Source organism: Spirosoma arboris (assembly GCF_009754945.1).
Taxonomy (GTDB): Bacteria; Bacteroidota; Bacteroidia; order Cytophagales; family Spirosomataceae; genus Spirosoma; species Spirosoma arboris.
The window spans coordinates 826,315-845,978 of record NZ_WPIN01000002.1; the positions used below are offsets into that span (position 1 = coordinate 826,315).

The 19,664-nt window shown below is 46.7% G+C and carries 18 protein-coding genes; 15 read left to right on the plus strand and 3 right to left on the minus strand.

Features of this window, described 5'->3' with window-relative positions; translation table 11 throughout:
- Window positions 1-115: 115 nt before the first annotated feature.
- A complete protein-coding gene (locus GO755_RS07340; protein WP_157584061.1) occupies window positions 116-1,420 on the plus strand; it encodes an APC family permease in 1,305 nt (434 codons plus the stop codon).
- 97 nt (window positions 1,421-1,517) lie between these two features.
- Complete coding sequence (locus tag GO755_RS07345; protein WP_157584062.1) at window positions 1,518-3,401, plus strand: heparinase II/III domain-containing protein; 1,884 nt, start codon at window positions 1,518-1,520, stop codon at window positions 3,399-3,401.
- Here the strand turns inward: GO755_RS07345 and GO755_RS07350 are convergent.
- The 3 genes from GO755_RS07350 to msrB all read right to left on the minus strand — a co-directional run bounded on the left by GO755_RS07350 (window position 3,398) and on the right by msrB (window position 7,921).
- The gene (locus tag GO755_RS07350) at window positions 3,398-4,684 is read right to left on the minus strand and encodes a D-alanyl-D-alanine carboxypeptidase/D-alanyl-D-alanine-endopeptidase (protein WP_157584063.1); all 1,287 of its coding nucleotides are present in this window, start codon (window positions 4,682-4,684) and stop codon (window positions 3,398-3,400) included. The two genes, GO755_RS07345 and GO755_RS07350, sit on opposite strands and share 4 nt — an antisense overlap.
- Before the next feature lie 17 nt (window positions 4,685-4,701).
- Window positions 4,702-7,350 (minus strand): T9SS type A sorting domain-containing protein, encoded by a 2,649-nt coding sequence (locus GO755_RS07355; RefSeq protein ID WP_157584064.1) that lies wholly within the window; start codon window positions 7,348-7,350, stop codon window positions 4,702-4,704.
- A gap of 163 nt (window positions 7,351-7,513) precedes the next feature.
- Window positions 7,514-7,921 (minus strand): peptide-methionine (R)-S-oxide reductase MsrB, encoded by a 408-nt coding sequence (gene msrB, locus GO755_RS07360; RefSeq protein WP_157584065.1) that lies wholly within the window; start codon window positions 7,919-7,921, stop codon window positions 7,514-7,516.
- 166 nt (window positions 7,922-8,087) lie between these two features.
- Between msrB and GO755_RS07365 the strand changes: the two genes are divergently transcribed.
- The 13 genes from GO755_RS07365 (at window position 8,088) to GO755_RS07425 (ending at window position 19,620) form a co-directional block, all read left to right on the plus strand.
- The gene (locus GO755_RS07365; protein WP_317165813.1) at window positions 8,088-10,001 is read left to right on the plus strand and encodes a RecQ family ATP-dependent DNA helicase; all 1,914 of its coding nucleotides are present in this window, start codon (window positions 8,088-8,090) and stop codon (window positions 9,999-10,001) included.
- A 211-nt stretch (window positions 10,002-10,212) separates the two neighbouring features.
- Entirely contained in the window at window positions 10,213-10,680 is a 468-nt protein-coding gene (locus GO755_RS07370) for a DUF2141 domain-containing protein (protein ID WP_157584066.1), read from the plus strand.
- Between the two features lie 386 nt (window positions 10,681-11,066).
- Window positions 11,067-12,506, plus strand: a complete 1,440-nt coding sequence (locus tag GO755_RS07375) for an anthranilate synthase component I family protein (protein WP_157584067.1) — start codon at window positions 11,067-11,069, stop codon at window positions 12,504-12,506.
- A gap of 71 nt (window positions 12,507-12,577) precedes the next feature.
- Window positions 12,578-13,150 carry an anthranilate synthase component II gene (locus GO755_RS07380; protein ID WP_157584068.1) on the plus strand — a complete coding sequence of 191 codons (573 nt, stop codon included), beginning with the start codon at window positions 12,578-12,580 and terminating at the stop codon, window positions 13,148-13,150.
- Between the two features lie 76 nt (window positions 13,151-13,226).
- Window positions 13,227-14,216, plus strand: coding sequence for an anthranilate phosphoribosyltransferase (trpD, locus tag GO755_RS07385; RefSeq protein ID WP_157584069.1), 990 nt, complete (start codon window positions 13,227-13,229; stop codon window positions 14,214-14,216).
- A 48-nt stretch (window positions 14,217-14,264) separates the two neighbouring features.
- Window positions 14,265-15,089 (plus strand): indole-3-glycerol phosphate synthase TrpC, encoded by an 825-nt coding sequence (gene trpC, locus GO755_RS07390; protein WP_157584070.1) that lies wholly within the window; start codon window positions 14,265-14,267, stop codon window positions 15,087-15,089.
- A complete protein-coding gene (locus GO755_RS07395) occupies window positions 15,086-15,730 on the plus strand; it encodes a phosphoribosylanthranilate isomerase (protein WP_157584071.1) in 645 nt (214 codons plus the stop codon). Before trpC ends, GO755_RS07395 begins: the two co-directional genes overlap by 4 nt.
- Before the next feature lie 112 nt (window positions 15,731-15,842).
- A complete protein-coding gene (locus tag GO755_RS07400) occupies window positions 15,843-16,298 on the plus strand; it encodes a DUF6934 family protein (protein WP_157584072.1) in 456 nt (151 codons plus the stop codon).
- 2 nt (window positions 16,299-16,300) lie between these two features.
- Window positions 16,301-16,471 (plus strand): hypothetical protein, encoded by a 171-nt coding sequence (locus GO755_RS07405; protein ID WP_157584073.1) that lies wholly within the window; start codon window positions 16,301-16,303, stop codon window positions 16,469-16,471.
- Between the two features lie 9 nt (window positions 16,472-16,480).
- Complete coding sequence (gene trpB / locus GO755_RS07410; RefSeq protein WP_157584074.1) at window positions 16,481-17,680, plus strand: tryptophan synthase subunit beta; 1,200 nt, start codon at window positions 16,481-16,483, stop codon at window positions 17,678-17,680.
- A gap of 85 nt (window positions 17,681-17,765) precedes the next feature.
- Window positions 17,766-18,572, plus strand: a complete 807-nt coding sequence (gene trpA, locus GO755_RS07415) for a tryptophan synthase subunit alpha (RefSeq protein WP_157584075.1) — start codon at window positions 17,766-17,768, stop codon at window positions 18,570-18,572.
- Window positions 18,573-18,589: 17 nt separating this feature from the next.
- Window positions 18,590-19,198 carry a bifunctional phosphoribosyl-AMP cyclohydrolase/phosphoribosyl-ATP diphosphatase HisIE gene (gene hisIE, locus GO755_RS07420; protein ID WP_157584076.1) on the plus strand — a complete coding sequence of 203 codons (609 nt, stop codon included), beginning with the start codon at window positions 18,590-18,592 and terminating at the stop codon, window positions 19,196-19,198.
- An 86-nt stretch (window positions 19,199-19,284) separates the two neighbouring features.
- Window positions 19,285-19,620 (plus strand): phage holin family protein, encoded by a 336-nt coding sequence (locus GO755_RS07425; protein WP_157584077.1) that lies wholly within the window; start codon window positions 19,285-19,287, stop codon window positions 19,618-19,620.
- The last annotated feature ends 44 nt before the right edge of the window (window positions 19,621-19,664 follow it).

The following is a 19,664-nucleotide window of genomic DNA, read 5'->3' on the forward strand; positions in this document are numbered from 1 at the left end:
TCAACAAACTTACGAAAAAACAGAGTTGGCACGCAGATGACGCTGATATAGCGGATTTTCACAGATTTTATTCGCTATTATTGTAGAATACCACTCCTCTCCTACCCGCCGGATTATGGCCCAGAATCAACTCAAAAAATTGTTAGGCGTCGGTTTTGGCGTTGCTGTTACTATTGGTGGTACCATTGGTACAGGTATTCTTCGCAAACCTGGCCCTATTGCGCAGGATATCGGCAATCCAACGCTTATTATCGCTGTCTGGTTGATTGTTGGGGTATATGCATTAGCCGGTTCTCTATCGGTAATGGAGTTGGGAACGATGTTGCCAAAGGCAGGAGGCTGGTACGTATATGCCCGACGTGCATTTGGCAACTATGCCGGGTTTATTATTGGCATCAGTAGCTGGCTTGGCAGCGTGTCGGCAATGGCGTTTGGTGCAGCAGTCATGAGCGAATACACGGCCTTGTTATTCCCATCAACCGCTGATTATCAAAAGGTTGTTGCCATTGGCATTCTGGTAGCGTTTGTGGCTTTTCACTCTATTGGGGTACAATTGGCCAGCCGGGCGCAAGAGGTGATGAGTGTATTGAAAGGTGTTGGCTTACTGCTATTTGTGGTCGTATGCTTTGTTGTAACACCCGATCAGCCAGTAGCCGTTTCTGCTACGAATATTCGTCCACTAGCCGAAGGTGGTGTCTGGATAGGTATTCTGGCTGCACTCCAATCCATTTTTTACACTTATGATGGCTGGCATACAGCGGCTTATTTCACCGAAGAAGACGTTGATCCTAGCCGTAATCTGCCTCGCTCGATGATGAGCGGAGTTTTGCTCATTATCGGCATTTATATATTGGTCAATCTGGCCCTGCTGTATGTACTTCCTGTAGAAACACTGGCCGGTTCAAAGCTTCCGGCTGCTGATGCTGTTCAAGTCTTATTCGGCCCAGGAAGTGCGCAGGTCGTAACTTTCCTGCTGATGATCTCGATTATGGGCATCATCAATGCACAAATCATGTTTAACCCGCGCGTCATTTTCGCGATGGGACGCGATGGGCTATTTTTTCGGTTTGTTACGCATGTGAACTCAGGAGGTACGCCCACGTATGCTACTATTCTCACAGCAGGCGCGTCTACGCTCATGATTCTGACCAATACTTACAGCAAGCTCTCCGACATCGCTACGTTTTTCTTTGTACTCTGTTACGCATCGGCCTTTGGTGCGTTGATCCAACTACGCAAAACTGAACCTGAACTCGCTCGACCCGTTCGTGCATGGGGTTATCCCTTTACAACCTGGACATTACTTATTGCCTCGCTGGCCTTTCTGGTAGGCGTCGTTATCGGTGATTTTTCGAGTAGTTTATATGCCGTTGCCTTTATTGCCGTGAGCTATCCAATATACCAGCTTATCAAGCAATAATGGTATTACTGAGCACGATAAGATAGTAAACGAGTCATTTTAATGACTTCTGCGTTTTAGGTTTCCTTAAGCAACCTACTCAAACGTATAACTCGTTATGAACCTATTGTTTCTTCGGCTTACATCCCTCCTGTTTCTTTTTGTTCATTTTGTTGCCTTAGCCCAGGTCGATCATCTGGCCTCAACCAATAAACTCCCCGGTCACCCACGATTATTGTTGCTTAAAGGCGAAGAAGAAGCCATTAAGCGCACGATTGACGCCGATAAAACCTGGAATAATCTGCACCAGGCTATTCTTACGGAATGCGATGCGTTGCTGAATAAACCCACTCTGGAGCGAATAAAGATTGGGCGACGCCTGCTCGATAAATCTCGGGAAGGTCTCCGCAGGGTATTCTTTTTATCCTATGCCTGGCGGCTTACGCATCAGGAAAAATACCTGAAACGTGCGGAACAGGAACTACTCGCCTTATCGGCATTTGAAGACTGGAATCCAACGCACTTTCTGGATGTAGCCGAAATGACAATGGCCGTCTCTATTGGGTACGACTGGCTTTATAACGACTTATCGGAACAGTCGCGCTCCATCATCAAAGAAGCCATTCTGAAAAAAGGAATTGAACCCTCGTTGGATTCGAAATATAACAGCTGGCTAAAAGCCACTCACAACTGGAATCAGGTTTGTAATGCAGGTATGACCTACGGCGCCTTGGCTATTTATGAAGATCAACCCGAACTGGCTAAGACCATTATCAATAGAGCTATCGATTCGGTTGTGCTGCCCATGGGCGATTATAGCCCCAATGGTGCTTACCCGGAAGGGTACAGCTATTGGGGTTACGGCACCAGCTTTAATGTGATGCTCGTTAGCGCTGTCGATAAAGCTTTCGGAACTGATTTCGGCTTAATTAATCAACCGGGATTTCTGAAAACCGCTGGTTATCTGGAGAATATGACCGGTCCGTCGGGTAATGCCTTTAACTACTCCGATTCGGGTCTGAGTGGTGAGTTGCAGCCTGCGATGTTCTGGTTCGCTCAGAAATCGAAAGATCCTTCTCTATTGTGGGTAGAGCGAAATCGCTTGCAGACGAATGATCCAAAGAAGCACGTCAAAAATCGCCTGTTGCCAGCTATTATGCTCTGGAGCAACGGAGTAGGTATGAATGCTATTGGCGAACCCAAGTCTACAATGTGGGTTGGTGAGGGCCGAAATCCGGTGGCACTCATGCGTACTTCCTGGTCCGATCCGGCTGCGATTTATGTAGGACTAAAAGCCGGAAGTCCGTCGGTAAACCACGCCCACATGGACATTGGCTCGTTTGTAATGGAAGCTGATGGCGTGCGCTGGGCAATGGATTTCGGGATGCAGGAGTACGAATCGCTGGAATCGAAAGGCGTGGATTTATGGAATAGTAAGCAGGATTCGCAACGCTGGCAGATTTTTCGGTACAACAATTTCGTACACAACACACTTACGATAAACAACGGATTGCAACGCGTTGCGGGAAAAGCGGCCATCACAAATTACTCAAATGACCCGTTGTTCATGAATGCGACTACCGACTTAACGGATGTCTACAAAGAGTCATTGGCAAAAATAAACAGAGGTATCGCCATCGTGGACAAGTCCTATGTTGTCGTTCGGGATGAACTCGAAACGACACCCGCCGAAACCACCGTTCGGTGGACGATGCTCACTCCGGCTACGGTTAATTTGATCGGTGGCAACAAAGCCGAGTTGACGAAAGATGGCAAAAAGCTAATTCTCCAGGTTAACGAACCCGCCCATGTAGCATTAAAAACCTGGCCTACCGATCCACCCCACGATTACGATGCGCCCAATCCAGGAACAACGCTGGTTGGGTTTGAGATAACGCTACCAGCAACTACCAAATCAGCACTCACCGTACTATTAATCCCTGATAAAGCAGCCAATAAAGCCCAACAAAAAGTGCAACCATTAGCTCAATGGCCGCATTAAAATTTCTCATGAATCTCTTTTAATAACTCGCCAGTCCGTCGACGCATTTCGCTGACACTCTGAGTGAAATTATTGTGCATAATGCTGAAATAGAGAATTTTACCAGAACTAGTTAGTACGTAACCGCTTAAATTATATACTCCTGTCATAGAGCCTGATTTAGCGAAAATGTAAGGCTTACCATTCATAGCTAAACTTCGCAATGTACCCGACTGCCCGGCGGCTGGCAGCAAGGCAAATAACCGCTGCTGAGGCACTTTCGCATAAATTCGGCCGAGTAAATCAATCAATACGTTTGGTGTGAAAACGTTGTAGCGCGATAATCCCGACCCATCAACCCATCTGGCCGATGCAGCGGGTAAATGCAATATGCTATCTGCCACTCTATGTAGTTCTGCTGTCGGCATAAGATCTGGCAAACCTCGCTCGGCCGAAGCCATAAATAATACCTGCTCAGCAAACTGATTATCACTTACATACAACATTCGTTTGTAAAGCGAGTCCGTCGAAGAGCCACGTAACAACCGGGCTATCGGTGTTAAGGGGCGTTGTATAACGCTAATAGCTCGGTGCAATGTATCGGCTAAGAGTTGAGCCGTCAACTCAGCCGACCATCGAAACGGCACATCCTGTCGGCTCGGCTTAGTAGTAGTTGATCCCATATTCACAAATTGATTGCTAAATTCAGATCGTTTAACACCGTTAACCGCTTTAGCATCGGCAGAAATACGGACACTATCCACAAATAGGCGGGGGCTCACCGCAACGACGGACCGCGACCCATTTCGAAATCGCACAACATTACCATAAATAGGTAATGGCGCTAATTCAGGAGAATAATCATCGTTGTAATCATCCCACGCCCAACCAGGACCAAAACGCGGACCTGTATAATTCGTAGGGGAGAAAAATAGTTTTTCCCGGCGATTCCGCAGGAAAGCCAGCGCGCTCGTATCGGGTAAATCTGGGTGAAGTAGTAATGGATTTCCAGTGCCCCAGAAAATTAGCGAATCGCCATTCGTGACATAGCGCAGCACGGGTAGCGAATCGGGTAGCGATAATAGTCCGGCATAGAAACTAAATAGTTTGGTATTCGACGCCGGGGTAAAAGGCTTATCGGCATTGTACTGAATCAAAGCTTTCTGCCGAGTGGGATCAAAGAGCGCAACACCCGTAAAATGGTCGGTATAAATCGGATTTGTCTGCAGATTGCGGCTGATTCGGTGGGCAGGTGAACATCCTATAACAAAGCAGATAAAGGCGAGTGGCAATAAGACTTTCATACACAGACTTATGTGAATTACTTCGCAATAATAACCTTCTTCGTCAGTATTGAGTCACCCAATTTTAATTGAAACAAATACAAGCCCGTCGGTAATTGACTTAAATCGAGTTGTTCACTGAGCTGTTTACTAGTTGCCTTTAGGGTCAACTGTCGAATTGATTGTCCGGTAACGCTGATAATGGTAAGGCCCACTTCGGCAAAAGGTTTTAAGAGTTCAGCTTCTAGTTGCATAACACCGCTACTAACCGGATTTGGGTATAGCTTGAAAGAACCTTCCCGAATGGGTTCTTCAGCCAAAACTGGGGGCGGAGGAGGAGCCTGAATGAGCAAATTATCAATTGCCCACCCCCATCCGTACGATAGTTGATCGGCAAATAGCCGAAACCGAATCAGAATCTGATCACCCACCTTAAAACCACTTGCCTGATTTAGTAGCGGTATTTCACGGCGTCGATACATTGCTGGAAAGCCGCCCGCTTTTGAGTTTCGCTCATTATATAAACCAGTCACTAAATCGCTGTTGTAGGCAGTTAACCATTCAGGTCGAGTATTCGCGCTATAGGCATCCACCAGTGGTTCCCAGGTTTGCCCATTATCACTGGAGCCTTCAACAGTAACATAATCATAAAAATTAGTATCGCCCAGATGACTACCCGTACCACCCGGTTCAACCAGCACAATTTCATCGAATCGGATAAAGGCACTGTCGGGATTCGCTTTTATTCGAATTGGCGTTAACAACACATATTCGTTGTTGCTTTGGGATTGAAAATCATTGCCGTTTCGGTAGGGATGCTCCGAGTGAATTGCGCCATCACCGAAACTGGGTGGGGTCGTAATACTAAACCCAAAACCCGAGAAATCACTGGCGGTCGATGCATCATTAAACGTATTCACGTATTGATCGCGTGCAGCCTTTAGTGCTACAACCGTAAGTTGATAGAAACCAGCAGAAGGGTTAACAGCCTGATTTTTAGCACGAGAGTTGTCTTGCGCGACGATCCGGTATGCGACCTTATCCCCTATTTTAAGTGAGTTCGCTGGGAAGTTAATTTGGTTAACGTAAATACTATCGTATGTATAATTACCAATAGTCAACTGGTCATAGCGTAATGGAATTGTTGGCTGAGTCACGCCATTGATTTGATACTCGACATAGGCGCTGGAAATTCCAGCCCGGTCATCAGCAATACGAGCGTAGATGGGTAAACTGTCGGCGACGGTTGTCGAAAAAATACTGGTTTTCGATGGTGCATACTGAATGGTAGGTGGCACATTGTCTGGTCCAATCTGAACATGGTTCCAAATCTGTGCCCCCCAAAGTTGTTTACCAGGGTTACTAAACGTCCGACCCGACGCGTCCTGTGCCTGAAAATAATACCAGATACTCCCCTGCGCCTGGGCAGCAGGTAACGTATACTGGTAGGTATCGGTGGTTCCAACACGAGTTAGGCTAACGGCTGTAGCTACTGAATCCGTGGCTGTTGGCGCACTCTTTCGATAAAACAAACGCATTGAACCAGCGATCAATGTGGTATCACTAATGATGCGGGTGCTAAACACAAGATCTTTAGCGTCTTCGGTGCTTACTATCGGATCGTGCAACACCGATGTCGTTTTCCATTCCAGATCAGAGAAGAATTTCAGTACATTAATGCCAGGCGAATGAATCGATTCAGCAAGGCCTAATTTTGGAGTCATTAACGAGTTGACATCACCGGGTGGATAGGTATCTTCATCTAGGTGATAAATACTAGAGGCCCTGGAAAACAGGGCTTTCGCATGAATTCTAAGTTTCAATCCTCTTGTCTGTTGTAAAACCGTTCCATTCAGGAATAGGTCATTACCGGTTAACTGACGGTTTAGTGGAATAGAGTTATTTGGGAAATCATCCTGCGATGTTACCAATCGTTTTTTCGGGCCACCGGCTCCACCTGTTTCAATAAAACAGTCATAAACCGACGGCAAAGCGGCCAGGTATTGCCCGTCGTTCATATCGCCCGGAAAGTCGGTGACGTTGAAAAAACCAATGAAGCCTAATCCATGCGCCAGTTCGTGCAAAACCACGGTCACCATGTCCGTTTGTCCTTCGGGCGTTAGCCCATCAGTGCCGAAATACCATTCATTATTCCGGTTGAAATCGGCAATGATATCTGCTTCAGCGGGGTTGTTTAACTCCTTATGAGCTATTTTTTCAGCTAAAGCAATTGGATAAAACGCCGTCGCTTTCTGCCCTCCATCGAAATTATACCGGTATGAAGTCGGCCCAGCCGACCCTAATAAATTGGGGACATCTGATATCCAGTTAGCCTGAATTCGAATAGGGACAGAAGACACAATCAGTGTAGACCAAATGTCTACTGCGTACTGAAACGCTTTTTGCGCCTGAGGAGTAAAATTCGTGTACGTAACAATGAACTGAGCCGTTGGTATTGCTAATCGTCCGGATGGATCTTTCCTTTTTAGAAAAATGTCTGGTGGCGGGACTCTTGTAAATGAGTTGTGATCATCCTTGTAGTACCTGATTTTCGACCCTGTTGCTGAGAGACTGAGTGGATGAGCAACCAGTGTATTCGGTATATATGAACCATTTTTTTGCGCAAGCACCGGATTTGCCAGCAACCCAACTGCGAACAGCACTACCAGCCACTTCCTATGATTCATATAAAGTTAATCATGTTTCATCTGACGCAAATTTCACTTATCAACGACCATTAGCAAGGTATAAGCAGTTATGGCAAGGTAGATTCTTTTGATTCTATGGATTCTTCTGGCTCTAGCATACTGACTATCAAAAGAATCCATAAAATCAAAATCCATCTTATACTTATTCAGAATCAGCCGTTCGCTTCAATACGAGCGATACGGAGTTCAGACAATAGCGCATTCCATTGGGTGGAGGACCATCATTGAATACATGGCCAAGGTGAGCATCGCATACATTGCACAACACTTCAACCCGGAACATCCCATAGCTGTAATCTTTCTCCAGCCGAATCCGATCTTCCTCAATAGGCTCCGTAAAACTAGGCCAGCCGGTACCAGACTCAAATTTTGTTGTCGACTCAAACAACTCGGTACCACAGCAAACGCAGGCATAAATACCTGGATCATGTGCTTCACAGTATTCGCCAGAGAAAGGACGTTCGGTACCTTTTCCCCGGGCAACCCGATATTGTTCCGGCGTCAGAATTTTCTGCCATTCTTCGTCGGATTTGATAACTTTCTGAATCATAGTCGTCCCTGCTAATGATTGTTATTTACTTACAAACGTAAAACCCAAACTCTCTGATTTGTGTTTTCAGCCGTAAATTTGCCAATCAGTCAATAGTCATCAGCCATTGACCTTTTATGTTTCTGTTAACTATTGACTGTCGACGATTGATTAACGACTACTTCCTGTGACCATCCGGCAATTATTACAACAGTTTTGGGGATATAATAGCTTCCGACCTATGCAGGAAGATGTTGTCAATACTGTGCTGGCCCGGCAGGATGCACTTGTGTTGATGCCGACGGGTGGCGGTAAGTCCATTTGCTTTCAGGTACCAACACTGGCCATGAAAGGCGTTTGTATTGTCGTGACGCCCCTCATTGCGCTGATGAAAGATCAGGTCGAGCAACTCCGCAAACGAGGTATTCCGGCAGCGGCCATTTATTCCGGAATGCACTATCGGGAGATTGACACAACCCTCGACAATTGTATTTATGGCAATACTAAATTCCTGTACGTATCGCCCGAACGGCTTCGAACCGAACTAGTCATCGAGCGCGTCAAGCAAATGACCGTCTGCTTGTTGGCAGTTGATGAAGCACACTGTATCTCAGCCTGGGGATATGACTTTCGACCGCCGTATTTACAAATCGCTGAGTTTCGTGAGCTCATTCCCGACACACCGATTATTGCCCTTACCGCTTCGGCTACGCCCGATGTTCAGAAAGATATTGTTGAGAAACTGGCGTTAAAAGAGCCTGCTATCTTTCGGCAAACCTTTGCCCGACCTAATCTCTCTTACTCGGCTGTACTGGAAGAAAACAAAGAAGCGCGGCTACTCCGGGTTCTGCAAAACGTACCGGGCTGCGCAGTTGTGTATGTCCGCAGTCGCAAGCAAACGCAAAAAGTGGCACAATGGCTAGTCAGGCAAGGGATTTCTGCGGACTTCTATCATGCCGGACTAACCACCCAGCAACGCGCTGACAAACAGGACGCCTGGATTCAGGATCGGACTCGGGTTATGGTATCGACCAATGCATTTGGGATGGGTATCGACAAGCCCGACGTGCGCGTAGTGGTGCATTTAGACGTTCCAGATTCATTGGAGGCCTACTACCAGGAAGCAGGTCGGGCGGGTCGTGATGGCCAGAAAGCCTATGCGGTTATGCTTTACACGCCTGGCGACCTGGAAAATCTGCGCTTCCGTACCGAACAGCTTTTTCAGCCCATCGAGATGCTACGTCGGGTTTATCAGGCGTTGGCAAACTATACGGCGGTGCCCGTTGGTGGAGGTGAATTTGCTAGCTACGATTTTGACCTGGGCGCATTTTCTGCTACGTTTAGCCTGCCTCCACAGGAAACTCACTACGCGCTAAAGCAATTGCAACTGGAGGGATTTATTCAGTTAAATGAAAATTATTTCCATCCATCGCGACTAACTATTATACTCGACAATAGGCAGTTATATGAGTTCCAGGTACTAAACTCGCGTTTCGACTCGTTCCTTAAACTGTTGCTACGAGTCTACGGAGGTGAACTATTTACCGATTTTATAACCATTTCTGAGTCGACACTGGCGCGAACATTTCTGGTCAACCAAAGTGAAATTGAGCAGTTGTTAACGCAGTTGCATCAACGCAATGTGGTTATTTACGAAAAGCAGAAAGACAAACCGCAGCTCACATTTCTGACTCCTCGCTTCGATGCACCGTCTCTGCCTGTCAATATGCAGGAGTTAAATCGACGCAAGGAATTAGCCATGCGAAAGGTGCAGGCGGCTATCCTCTACACCGAGCATCCAACACAATGCCGTACCCGGTTGCTCCAGGCTTACTTTGGCGAAAAACCAGGAGAGGCTTGTGGTATTTGTGACAATTGTATCAAACGAAAAAAATCGGTAGAAACCGCCACAACAGCCGTGCGCGAACAAGTGCGTGACTATGTTGCTCTGGCGAATGGGCCCGGTGTCTCACCTAAGCAATTGGCTCACCATTTCGCACAAACCGACGCCGATACGCTTGCTCAACTAGTGAAACTAATGCTGGCTGAAGAAGAAATCAGATATACCAAAAATGGTAATCTGACCCTGAATCTGGGGTGATCGCAAATATTTTTTGACAGGATTTACAGGATGAACAGGATTTGTAATTGTCAGAAAAAATCCTGTTCATCCTGTAAATCCTGTCAAAAAACTATCTTAAACTTGTCATTTATCCCACAACCATGCTGTTTATCCCTTTGAGTTGCAGCGGTCGGTTAGCGACTTTTATGTTTGTGCTATCGAACCAAACGAACATAAACCAGCACGACTCATGAAAACGATTATCACGACTGCTATCACCATCGGACTACTTATTGCGAATCTAGCTAAACCCTGTCTCGCTCAAACCGCAACATCTGCTCCATCAGCTTCCGTTAGTGGAACCTACTCCCTGACAGTTATCATACACAATGTGAATACCCGATCGGGCAAACTTTATGTTGGCCTGGCAAATAATCAAGCCAGTTTCACGGGTGAATCATTTCAGAGAAAAGTAATTGATGTGACTCCCTCAGGAGAACTTACCACCGTTTTCGAGGGTTTGACAGCCGGAAAATATGCTGTTAGGTTGTTCCAGGATTTGAACGGGAATCAGAAAATGGATTTTTCGGGCCAGATGCCCTCAGAACCCTTTGGTCTCTCGAATGTGTCCATGCTTATGGGTCCACCCGATTTCGACCAATCGGCGATTGAGTTGAACGAGAATAAAAGCATTCGAATACGTATGATGGAGATGTAAAGAATTATTTCTTTGCGACCTTTGCGCCTATCCTTGCGTCTTTGCGTTAAAAAAATTAACGAAGCCTTGATCGGTATAAAACAAACGCTTTATATTTGTGACCCAATGCGGGGTGTAGCGCAGCCTGGTAGCAAGCTATTCCGTTTCAATTTGACAAAACGAGTTAGACACTCATGAATAATACGGTTAATAACAACATTTGGTGGTGGCATTCTTCTCAACAGGGATGAAGGTTGCCGCTATTGTTGTTTATCAACAAATTTCTCAAGGCTCACCGTCATCCCGGTGAGCCTTATTTTTTTGCTTGTCATTCCGAGGAACGAGGAATCCCGGACTTGACTACAACAAAGGCCTAAGATTCCTCCTTACCTCGAAAAGACAAAAAAATGACTACGACTAAACCGCAATCCGCCACCTACCGCGTTATCAGCCGCCACAAACGGATGCTGGCCGATATTATCACGCCAGTGAGTATTTACCTGCGCATCCGCGATCGTTTTCTAAATAGTATTCTGCTCGAAAGCTCTGACTATCACGGCAATGAAAATAGCTTTTCCTACATTGCCTTCGATCCGGTGTCTCGGTTTTCGTATGAAGGTGGCAAATTGACGGTTAACATGCCGGGCGGAGATGAGCAAACCAATGAGCTACCCGTCCAGGAAATGCGGGCTGCATTGCAACAATATAAAGATAGTTTCAAGCACGAAAAGTCGCCTTTCTCTTTTATCACCAACGGCTTATTCGGCTACTTTGGTTATCCCGCCGTGCAGAGTTTTGAGGATATTACGCTCCACGCACCGGTACCAACCGAAAACCAGATTCCGGCAGCAGTCTTTACCGTATATCGCTACGTATTGGCGATCAACCATTTCAAAGACGAGCTGTATCTGTTTGAACATAGCTACCTCCGCGATGGCGACACAGAACCCGAAAGTACTTTAGATTACATTAGCGACCTGATTACAAGCAGGAATTACCCCACTTACTCATTTAGTACTGCCGGGCCAGAGCAATCGAACTTTACCGACGATGAGTTTCGGGCAGTTATCCAGAAAGGTAAAGACCACTGCCAACGGGGCGATGTCTTCCAGATCGTTTTATCCCGTCGGTTTTCGACGCCATTTATGGGCGATGAATTCAATGTATACCGAACATTACGCTCGCTCAACCCCTCCCCTTATCTGTTTTACTTCGATTACGGCAACTACAAAATCTTTGGTTCTTCGCCCGAATCGCAAATTGTAGTTAAGAATCGTCAGGCTACCATTTATCCCATTGCGGGCACTTTCCGGCGCACGGGCGACGACATCCGCGACGCCGAACTCGCCCAGAAACTCTACGACGATCCAAAAGAATCAGCCGAACACGTTATGTTGGTCGATTTAGCCCGCAACGACCTCAGCCGAAACTGCGATGTAGTGAAAGTTGAGACATTCAAAGAAGTCCAATACTATTCGCATGTTATTCACCTTGTATCGAAAGTTGTGGGCGAATTGACCGAAAATGCTGATCCTCTACAAATTGTTGCCGAGACCTTCCCTGCCGGAACGCTCTCAGGCGCACCCAAGCACAACGCCATGCAATTGATTGATCGTTACGAAAGTCTGAGCCGTAGCTTTTACTCGGGCAGCATCGGCTACATGGGTTTCGATGGCGAATTCAACCATGCGATTATGATCCGAACGTTTATGAGCAAAGACAATACGCTTTACTATCAAGCAGGAGCGGGCATTGTAGCGAAATCAGTCGTTGAAAGTGAATTACAGGAAGTACATAACAAACTGGCTGCCTTACGGATGGCCCTTGAGCAAGCGAAACAATTGTAACGCGGACGGTCCGCTGTTGCGGTGAAAACCCGCATTAATAGACAAATCACGGGTTTCCACCCGCGTTACTTATGAAACTTTTAGTATTAGATAACTACGATTCATTCACCTACAATCTCGTCTACATTCTACGCGAGTTGGGGCTGAAACCCGATGTGATTCGGAATAACAAAATTAGCCTGGAAGCCGTCGAGCAGTATGACAAAATTATGCTCTCGCCGGGGCCTGGCATTCCATCGGAAGCGGGTATTATGCAGGACTTAGTCCGTGAATATGGCCCAACCAAGAGTATTTTGGGCATCTGCCTCGGGCATCAGGGCATTGGCGAAGTATATGGTGCTACGCTCGAAAATCTTGGCGATGTTCTGCATGGGGTGGCCCATAAAGCCACCGTCATAGACCGCTCCGAACGCCTGTTCGCTACTATACCTGACGAACTAACAGTTGGCCGCTATCACTCCTGGACTGTTGTTCCCGATTCAATGCCTGCCGACTTGCGCATTACCGCTGTTGACGAGCATGGTCGCGTCATGGGCCTATCGCACACACGTTTCGACGTGAAAGGCCTGCAATTCCATCCAGAATCGGTTCTGACGGAAAACGGCGTCAAGATGATTGAGAATTGGTTGAAAATTAAAGAGTGAAAGAGTGCAAGAGTGGCTGGCGCATCCATTTCACTCTTTCACTCTTTCACTCTTTCACTCTTTCACTCTTTATAAAATGAAAGCTATTTTAAACCACCTTTTCGAATACAAACACCTTACTAAAGACCAGGCGCGTGAAGTGCTGCTGGGTATTGGTCGGGGAGAATATAATCAGGCGCAAATCGCTTCGTTTTTAACGGTTTACATGATGCGGAGTCTTCGTCTGGAAGAACTGGAAGGCTTCCGCGACGCGATGCTCGAACTCTGCCTACCGGTGGACCTTGCCGCTTATGATCCCATGGACTTATGCGGCACCGGGGGCGACGGCAAAGACACGTTTAATATCTCAACGCTATCCTCATTCGTAGTTGCGGGGGCAGGCCAACGCGTGGCCAAGCATGGTAATCACGGCGTTTCGTCGCTGGTTGGTTCATCCACCGTAATGGAACGGCTTGGCTATAAGTTTACCAACGACGTTGGTGAATTACAGCGTAAAATGGAAACATCAGGGATCTGTTTCCTTCACGCTCCTTTGTTTCACCCGGCGATGAAGAACGTCGCACCCATCCGTAGAGATCTAGGCGTAAAGACATTTTTTAATGTACTTGGCCCGATGATCAATCCGGCAAAGCCTGCTAAACAGCTTGTTGGCGTTTTCAGCCTTGAATTGGCGCGATTATATGCGTACCTTTATCAGCAGACAGACAAGCGGTTTATGATTCTTCATGCACTGGATGGCTACGACGAGATTTCATTGACGGGTCCATTCAAAGTCATTAGTAATCAGACAGAACAAGTGCTGGAACCCGAGCAGTTAGGCTTGACGACTCTAACACCAGAATCACTGGCAGGTGGGCAAACGCTGGATGAATCGGCACAGATTTTCATGAACGTGCTGAATGACGAAGCGACTTCAGCCCAGAAGCAGGCTGTTCTGGCTAATTCGGCCATGGCATTGTTAGCTGCCGGGAAAGCAAATACCCGCGAAGAGGCTGTAACCATGGCTCGCGAATCGTTGGAGAGTAAACGAGCACTGGCATGTTTTAAAAAATTGATTGACTACTAGTTACTCTTTCGACCAATAACCCAATCGAAGGACAGGAAAATATAGAAAATGACGATTCTTGACGAAATAATTGCCCAAAAACGAATCGAAGTAGCCCAGCGAAAAGAAGCGACCCCTGTATCGGTACTGGAACAAATGCCTGACTTCAAGCGCATTTGCCTGTCTTCGCGCGACGCTATTCAGGACTTACGATCAACCGGTATTATTGCCGAGTTCAAACGCAAATCACCTTCCAAAGGCATTATCAATGATAAAGCCGACGTATCTGAGACAACTCAGGGCTACGTTCGGGCGGGAGCGGCTGTACTGTCGGTACTTACAGATGAACCTTTCTTTGGCGGCACTCCTGCCGATTTGCAAGCGGCCAGATTAGCGAACCCCAATACTCCGATTCTTCGCAAAGATTTCGTCGTTGATCGCTACCAGTTGCTCGAAGCCAAAGCCTGGGGTGCCGATCTGGTTCTACTCATTGCCGCCTGCCTAACACCAGAAGAAGTGACTGAGCTCAGTATGCAGGCCCATGATTTGAGTATGCAGGTGCTACTCGAAATCCACGATGAAGAAGAGCTGGATCGAAGCCTGAATCATAACATTGATTTAGTTGGTGTTAATAATAGGAATCTTAAAACGTTCACAACCTCGGTCGATACGTCGCTTCGGTTAGTTGAACAGATTCCCGATACGTTTGCCAAGATTACTGAAAGTGGCCTACACGATGCCGAAACGATGCTGACTCTGTTCCGGGCTGGTTTCGATGGCTTCCTGATTGGCGAAGCGTTTATGAAAACGGCCGACCCAGCCGCAGCTCTACAAACGTTAGTCACTGATTTTACTTCACGCATGCTCACTTCTTCAAACTTGTACAACTCATGAAAATCAAAGTGTGCGGTCTACGCGACGCCGACAACCTGAAAGAGATTGCCGCTCTGCATCCCGATTTTGTAGGATTTATTTTCTACGACCAATCGCCACGATTTGTGGGGGAAGACCTAGATGAAGCTGTCGTAAAAGCGCTTCCCCGGTCGATTCGGAAAGTAGGCGTGTTTGTAAACGCCAGCCCGGATTATATTCTCCGGTCGGTGAAGAAGTACGATTTTCAGTATGTGCAGCTGCACGGCAACGAAACGCCCGAATACTGCCGAAGCCTGCGAAATCGGGGCATTAACATCATTAAGGCATTCCGGGTCGATGAATCGTTCAACTTTTCGATGCTGAACAACTACAAAGCGCAGTCTGACTTTTTCCTATTCGATGCCAAAGGCGACCAACCCGGTGGCAACGGCGTTACGTTCGACTGGAGCATTCTGAGCCGGTACGATAACGAAAAGCCGTTTTTCATCAGTGGGGGCATTGGCCTGGACAACCTCGACCAATTAGACGCGCTGAAAGGCATGAAGCTCTACGGTGTCGATGTAAACAGTCAGGTCGAAATCCAACCAGGTGTGAAAGATGTTGCCAAAGTGAAGGAATTGATCGACCGCGTACGGCCGGTTGAAGAGGAAGAGACGGTGTAAGTTTAGCAAACTGGAGCTAGGCTACAGTAACCTGAAAAATATTCTTGATTACATAATTGTTGAGTCACAGCTTGTTTAGCTTTGTGGGTGGACATTTTCTACACCCAAAAGTATGAATGAACCCAGTTACCCATTTCTTATCTCTAACGACGCATTAGATTATCAATTTGAAAGTGTAAGTGAACAGCGTACTATTAACAAGGCAATTCAATTTACACCATTTCCGGACAATGCCATCCTATACAATTTAGCATTAGGTGATTTGCAGCCAGATGGAACCCTCAGTGATTCTGTGGTAAGTAATAATCACGATATGAATCGGGTAATGGCAACAGTATTTCAGGCATTGCTAACTTTCTTTGAGCATTATCCATCGAAATTGGTTTATTTTCAAGGAAGTGATGGGGAAGGAATTCGCACACGTTTATATCGAATATTAATTGCCCGTCAACTTGATCAAGCAACTGACCTGTTTGCCATTTACGGGCGTCGTGCTAACAATTCTGTTGAGGAATTCGAACCAAATCAAGACTATACAGGATTTATTTTTCAACGAAAGTCGAGCTGATTATGGAAACGACAAAGAAATCTAGCCGAGGAAAAAAGGCAATTGAATCTAAAAAGTCTTTAGGCCGCTATCAATCAATGGATGAATTATCTGCTGCCAAAATGGAGTCGTCAAAAGAGTTCATTGCCAATCTTGATATGGCTCTTTTTAAGAAGAATGGTCATATCGAATAGTTAATTACCATGCAAACTACCCTAGAACCCCAAACCTCATTTGAGGTATCTGATAAAGGCTTTTATGGCCACTTCGGTGGAGCGTTTATCCCTGAAATGCTCTATCCAAACGTCGAAGAATTACGCCAGAATTACCTCAATATCATAGCCGATCCAGCTTTTCAGGCTGAGTTCTGGCAATTGCTTGAAGACTACGTTGGTCGTCCGACACCCTTGTTTCTGGCAAAGCGGTTATCTGAAAAAGTTGGCGGAACGGTTTATCTCAAGCGCGAAGACCTTTGCCACACAGGAGCGCATAAAGTTAATAATACCATTGGCCAGATTCTGGTAGCAAAGCGACTCGGCAAAAAACGCATTGTTGCTGAAACAGGTGCTGGTCAACATGGTGTAGCAACGGCAACGGTTTGTGCGCTGATGGGTCTGGAATGCATTGTCTACATGGGCAGCATCGACATGGAACGTCAGAAACCCAATGTAGACCGGATGCGGATGCTTGGTGCAACGGTCGTTCCGGCAACGTCGGGCAGTCAGACACTGAAAGATGCCACCAACGAAGCCATGCGCCACTGGATTAATAACCCAGTCGATACGCACTACATCATCGGTTCGGTAGTGGGACCTCACCCCTACCCGGATATGGTAGCTCGGTTTCAATCTGTTATTTCGCAGGAAGTCAAGAAGCAACTGCTCGCAAAAACAGGTAGCGAAAATCCGAACTACGTAGTGGCTTGTGTAGGTGGTGGTAGCAATGCGGCTGGTGCTTTTTATCATTATCTCAATGAACCATCGGTACGTTTGGTAGCCGCCGAAGCTGCTGGTCAAGGCGTTACGTCGGGACATTCAGCCGCAACGACGGCACTTGGTAAGCCAGGTGTATTGCACGGAAGTCGCACAATTCTGATGCAGACTGAAGACGGCCAGGTAATTGAGCCTTACTCTATTTCGGCGGGTCTGGATTATCCAGGCATTGGCCCCCTTCATGCTCACTTGTTTGAATCGGGTCGGGGTGATTTCTACGCCATTACGGACGATGAAGCGCTACAAGCTGGCTTTCAACTCAGCAAGCTCGAAGGCATTATCCCAGCTCTGGAATCAGCCCACGCACTGGCTGCACTGGAGAAAATGGATCTTAAGCCGAGCGATGTTGTCGTGGTCTGTTTATCAGGCCGAGGAGATAAAGATTTAAGTACCTATTCAAAATATTTGTAGTGTAATGCGGACGGTCCGCCGTTGCAGTGGAAACCCGCGCCTAGTAGTTACTGACCAGAATTGCGGGTTTCCACCCGCGTTACAGATGACACAAGAACTAACTCAAAACCGCATCACCGATCTGTTCACTCGCAAAAGCGAACGGTTGCTGAATGTATATTTTACTGCGGGTTTCCCAGCTCTCAATGATACGGTGTCCATTCTGCGTGGCTTGCAAGCGGCCGGTGTAGATATCGTCGAAATCGGGATGCCCTACTCCGACCCCGTTGCCGATGGCGAAACCATTCAGCAGAGTAATGAAAAAGCACTGGAGAATGGCATGTCGCTGAAAACGTTGTTTGCTCAGTTAGCAGACTGCCGAAAAGGAACGGACGGCGACCCAGTAACCGTGCCCATTCTATTGATGGGCTACATAAATCCTGTGTTACAGTATGGAGTAGAAAAATTCTGTCAGAAGTGCCAGGAAGTGGGCGTCGATGGTGTTATTCTGCCCGACCTGCCGCTTGATTTATTCCTGGATGATTACGCACCAATCTTCAATGAATATGGCATTCTGAACGTCAATCTCATTACGCCCCAAACATCGGAGGCCCGCATTCGACATATTGACAAAGAATCTGACGGATTTATTTACATGGTTTCGTCAGCCAGCATTACCGGTTCGGTAAAAGGAGTTAGTGATACCATGCAGGCTTATTTTGAGCGCATTGCAGCCATGAACCTCCGTAATCCTCGTCTGATTGGCTTCGGTATCAATAACCACGAAACCTTCGACACGGCCAGCAATTATGCAAATGGCGCTATTGTTGGGAGTGCATTCATCCGTCATTTATCCGAAAAAGGAACATCGGCAGAGAGCATCCAGGCATTTGTGCAGACGATTCGGGCGTAACGGCTTACCTTTGTAGCATGAATTCCGAGATTAATTTCGATAAATCGCCCGATGGGCTTATTCCAGCCGTGATTCAGGATGCCGAAACGGGTAAAGTCCTGATGTTGGGCTATATGAATCGTGAGGCTTACGACAAAACCACTGCCGAAAACATCGTAACATTTTTCAGTCGCAGTAAACAACGGCTCTGGACCAAGGGCGAAACATCGAACAATTTCCTCCATGTTAAGGAGATTTTGGTAGACTGCGACGGCGATACGTTGCTCATTAAAGCCAATCCCGCTGGGCCAGTTTGCCATACGGGTGCCGATACCTGTTTCGAAGAAGTTAATACTGGACAGGGTCAATTTTTGAATTACCTCCAGGGCATTATCCACGATCGAAAGGTCAATCCATCCGAAAAATCGTACACCACTACGTTGTTCAATCGGGGGGTTAATAAGATCGCTCAAAAGGTTGGTGAGGAAGCTGTTGAACTGGTAATTGAGGCAAAAGACAATAACGACGACCTGTTCAAAGGCGAGGCTGCCGATTTGCTATTCCATTTTCTGGTGCTACTGGAGCAGAAAAATATTGATTTAGACGATATTGTGGCTGTGTTGCAGGCACGCCATGTCAAACAATAGATTCGGCTTTGCGGTTTGTCTGTTCAACGCGGGTATGGCATCACAGTGATGTATATTCAAAGTTTTCACCAAACACTCACTTTTCTATGGGACTGATTATTCGTATTCTTATCAGCGCAGTAGCCGTTTACATTGCCAGTCAATTTATTCCGGGTATTTACATAACTGGAGGAGCCGGTACGTATTTAATGGTTGCCATTGTACTTGGCTTCCTGAACGCCTTTATTAAGCCAATTCTGACGGTTCTGACCATTCCAATTACCATTATCACGCTCGGCATTTTTCTACTGGTATTGAACGTAATGATGGTTTATCTCACATCTTATTTAGTACCACACTTTCACGTATCGGGCTTCATCGCTGCTTTACTATTCAGCTTTGTCGTCTCCATAGTGACGGCATTGATCGACGCAATCGTCTAATTATCACTTTTGATCGACATACGAATGCCGCGACGTTACGTTGC

Coding starts and splice junctions, on each gene's coding strand:
- hisIE (WP_157584076.1), top strand. CDS start 18,590: ATGAATTCCGAGATTAATTTCGATAAATCGCCCGATGGGCTTATTCCA.
- trpA (WP_157584075.1), top strand. CDS start 17,766: ATGACACAAGAACTAACTCAAAACCGCATCACCGATCTGTTCACTCGC.
- GO755_RS07425 (WP_157584077.1), top strand. CDS start 19,285: ATGGGACTGATTATTCGTATTCTTATCAGCGCAGTAGCCGTTTACATT.
- trpC (WP_157584070.1), top strand. CDS start 14,265: ATGACGATTCTTGACGAAATAATTGCCCAAAAACGAATCGAAGTAGCC.
- GO755_RS07405 (WP_157584073.1), top strand. CDS start 16,301: ATGGAAACGACAAAGAAATCTAGCCGAGGAAAAAAGGCAATTGAATCT.
- GO755_RS07340 (WP_157584061.1), top strand. CDS start 116: ATGGCCCAGAATCAACTCAAAAAATTGTTAGGCGTCGGTTTTGGCGTT.
- GO755_RS07355 (WP_157584064.1), bottom strand. CDS start 7,350: ATGAATCATAGGAAGTGGCTGGTAGTGCTGTTCGCAGTTGGGTTGCTG.
- GO755_RS07350 (WP_157584063.1), bottom strand. CDS start 4,684: ATGAAAGTCTTATTGCCACTCGCCTTTATCTGCTTTGTTATAGGATGT.
- GO755_RS07375 (WP_157584067.1), top strand. CDS start 11,067: ATGACTACGACTAAACCGCAATCCGCCACCTACCGCGTTATCAGCCGC.
- msrB (WP_157584065.1), bottom strand. CDS start 7,921: ATGATTCAGAAAGTTATCAAATCCGACGAAGAATGGCAGAAAATTCTG.
- GO755_RS07395 (WP_157584071.1), top strand. CDS start 15,086: ATGAAAATCAAAGTGTGCGGTCTACGCGACGCCGACAACCTGAAAGAG.
- GO755_RS07400 (WP_157584072.1), top strand. CDS start 15,843: ATGAATGAACCCAGTTACCCATTTCTTATCTCTAACGACGCATTAGAT.
- trpD (WP_157584069.1), top strand. CDS start 13,227: ATGAAAGCTATTTTAAACCACCTTTTCGAATACAAACACCTTACTAAA.
- GO755_RS07370 (WP_157584066.1), top strand. CDS start 10,213: ATGAAAACGATTATCACGACTGCTATCACCATCGGACTACTTATTGCG.
- GO755_RS07345 (WP_157584062.1), top strand. CDS start 1,518: ATGAACCTATTGTTTCTTCGGCTTACATCCCTCCTGTTTCTTTTTGTT.
- GO755_RS07380 (WP_157584068.1), top strand. CDS start 12,578: ATGAAACTTTTAGTATTAGATAACTACGATTCATTCACCTACAATCTC.
- trpB (WP_157584074.1), top strand. CDS start 16,481: ATGCAAACTACCCTAGAACCCCAAACCTCATTTGAGGTATCTGATAAA.